We start from the raw sequence: 3,105 nt of genomic DNA, 5'->3' as shown, positions 1-3,105 counted from the left end.
GTTTGACGGTGGTTTTCGTTTCAAGTTTTCTGCCAAGTTTGGTTAAGGTTAAATCAGAACCATTGAGAACGCTTTTAGTGGCAAGTATAAGAGATCTAAGTCGTTTTTTGTGAATATTAGGGCATTGGTCTTCAAGAGTTTGCTGTAGAATTTGAATATCGCGCATCGTTAGGTATCCCTATTAAATCCATTTGATAAGGTGTGTTTTTGGCGAAATTCATTAGATCAGAATGAGCGATGCGCGTCTACTCATTGTTTTTGTTGGAAATTATGAGGGGATTCCCGAGAATGCGGCGTTATATGAGAGGGGAAGAATGGAACATAAAGCATATGAATTTGACTGGTATGAGTTTCAAAAAGAATTAAAACCTCTGATGTTAGAGACGCTACCAAGCAATGAAACTGCTATCATCCTGCACTTTATCCGTGAGAATCAGAGTTTCATTACAGATCCATATGAGGGGGAAACTCTACCTGAAAACTGGAGTGATGATTTAGCTAATGAACCTGTACAAACCTTATTGGACTTTGCTCTGACTAAATACTATTCATTAGCTGATGATTTAGGTGTAGACCGTGATTGGGTGAACTTAAGTGAATGCGTTAGCAACGAACAAAGCATGGCACTCTTAGGAGAAAGTATTAACAACTTTGATCCTGGTTGTTACGGTTCGTATTTTCAATCGCCAAGCATGGTAGAAGAAAGTATCAGCGTATTGAGTGCTCTGAAAGACCCGAAAATAAGTGGGTTTGTTAAGCGGCTAAGAACTCTAAAAAAGGGATTGTACGTAACTTTTTAAACTCATATAACAAAGCGTTTAAGACGGATTCTGTACTTGCCCCGATCTAGTGGACACCTTCAATCATAATTGGAGGTGCTTATGCCCGCGTATAAACAAGGTAAGAAAACTCAACAATATCCCACAGAATTTAAGATAACCGCCGTCCAACTTTCGCATCGAGAAGGCGCCACAGTCAAAGATGTGGCGTTGTCTTTAGATATTCATCCCTATATGCTTTCTAGATGGCGTAAAGAATATCGAGAAGGGGTTATTATGGAAGATAAACGTAAGAAAAAGGCTAAGTTCCCAAGTGAACAGCCTGAGTCTAGTCGTATCGCTGAATTGGAACGCCAGAACGAACAACTTAAGCTAGAGAATGACTTGCTAAAAAAGTGGCAACGATTCGTTGCCCAAGAAAGTCGACAAAATTTCGATTCATAGCCAAGTATAAAGACCACTACCCGATAGTATTGATGTGCGAGTTTCTGTTGGTTTCAACGTCGGGGTATTACGCTTGGCTCGATAGGAAACCAAGTCGTTATGCTGAGTCAGAGAAGATTTTACTGGTTGAAATTAAAAAGGTTTTCTCAAAGAGTAAAGAGACTTATGGTAGCCCCAGAGTTCACGCGACGCTTAGGAAACAAGGTATTTGCGTGAGTCGAAAACGTGTTGCGAGGCTCATGCAAGAGCATGGATTAAAAGCGAGAAGTTATCGGTCTATCTGAAAATGGCGAAGCTTCATCGCTTCTATCAGTCGATTAAGAACATCAAAAAAGATATACCTAAACCAACAGCAGTTAACCAACAGTGGTCTGGTGATCTTACCTATATAAAGCAGGGTAATCGTTGGATGTATCTGGCAGTGGTTATTGATCTCTACTCGCGGAAAATCGTGGGTTGGTCGCTCGGAAAACAGAAAAGCACGAAGCTAACGATGGGTTCGTTGAGAATGGCTATTCGAAATCGTAAACCATCAGAATCTTTACTGTTTCATACAGATAGAGGCTCTGAATATCGTGCACATGAAGTTCAAGCCTTGTTGGCGAAAAATGGCATAGTGCCGAGTATGAATCGTCCGGGGTATTGTACAGACAACGCAGAGGTAGAGTCGTTTTTCCATACTCTTAAAGGCGACATTATTAGGAAAAATCACTTTAAAAATGAGAAGCAGCTTAGAGATAAGCTCGCTGGTTATATCCAGCATTTTTATAACCGTTATAGACTGCACTCAAGTCTTGGATATCGAAGCCCACATGAATATGAAGTGATGACGGGCTGAACAGAACAAGGTGTCCATTTTATCGGGTGAAGATCATTGCGCGACTGCGGTGCCTTATTCGTTAGATGACATTCAATATGTCCGCCGCATTAACAGGCTCTCCGCTCGTGGTCTTAACCTATCTCCATCATTAGCGTCTGCAATGACCCGGTGGGTGTTAACTTTTTATGCTGCTTAGGTTTTTACTTAGGCAGCATAGTTTTCATATTCGGTTTGATTATGTAAAAGCGACCATATGATCCGTGCATTCTTCGCCGCGAGCGCCACGATGGCTCGATTCATTCCTCTTCGTTCAAGAACGCTTCGACACCACTGGCTTAACCTGTCTTGCTTGTCACCAAGGTTCGCAATGACGGTTCTTGCACCGTGAACTAATAGCGTTCGCAAATACTTGTCGCCGTGTTTGGTTATTCGGTCTAACCGAGGCTTTCCGCCCGTGGAATATTGCTTTGGCACCAATCCTAGCCAAGCAGAGAAGTCGCGGCTTTTATCAAATTGTGACCCATTGCCTATCGAAGCCAGTATCGCTGTGGCGGTTTGAGGTCCAATGCCTCGAACCTTCATGACTCGGCGTACATTGTCACTGACCTTAGCAAAAGAATCGAAGACTTGTTCCGTATCCGCTATACGTTGATTTAATTCACTAAGGTGGTGATAGGAATCGGCAATAACGGTTCTTGCGAGGTGTGGCAGTTCATTTTCAGCATCCTCAAGCATTAAAGGCACTTGCTTCATCAATGAAGAGCGACCAACCGGAATGATTAACCCGAATTCAGACAGTAGCGCCCGCATTCGATTCATAAGCGTGGTCCGTTCACGAACCCAATGCTCTCTCATTCTATGCACAGATAAGATGGCTTGTTGCTCGGGAGATTTTACGGGAACAAAGCGAGTGGAAGGACGCTGAACCGCTTCGCAGATAGCAACGGCATCATTAAGGTCGTTTTTCCCTTTGGTTCGATAAGGGGTTACGTATTTAACGGCCATAATACGGGCATCGTGACCGAGTTTATTGAGTGTTCTTGCCCAATAATGAGCACCACC

Annotated in this window: 2 protein-coding genes and 1 pseudogene; 2 read left to right on the top strand and 1 reads right to left on the bottom strand. The window is 42.9% G+C overall.

The annotated features are described in order from the left end of the window. The first annotated feature begins 230 nt into the window (after positions 1-230). A complete protein-coding gene (locus L4C38_RS21155; protein ID WP_428799510.1) occupies positions 231-800 on the top strand; it encodes a hypothetical protein in 570 nt (189 codons plus the stop codon). A gap of 81 nt (positions 801-881) precedes the next feature. Then, positions 882-2,061 (top strand): annotated as a pseudogene (locus L4C38_RS21150) (IS3 family transposase). Between the two features lie 186 nt (positions 2,062-2,247). On the opposite strand, the gene L4C38_RS21145 reads toward L4C38_RS21150, so the two are convergent. Further along, positions 2,248-3,105: IS110 family RNA-guided transposase (locus L4C38_RS21145; RefSeq protein WP_428799509.1), on the bottom strand; the 858-nt coding region annotated here is incomplete at its 5' end.

Origin of the sequence: Vibrio kasasachensis (assembly GCF_050337565.1) — a bacterium.
In the GTDB taxonomy this organism is placed as follows: Bacteria; Pseudomonadota; Gammaproteobacteria; order Enterobacterales; family Vibrionaceae; genus Vibrio; species Vibrio kasasachensis.
Note: the sequence above shows the minus strand (reverse complement) of the source record. Positions and strands in the feature narration are given on the sequence as shown.

Bases quoted from the DNA above. Each gene is read 5' to 3' on its own strand.
- L4C38_RS21155 (WP_428799510.1), top strand. From the start codon at position 231: ATGAGCGATGCGCGTCTACTCATTGTTTTTGTTGGAAATTATGAGGGG.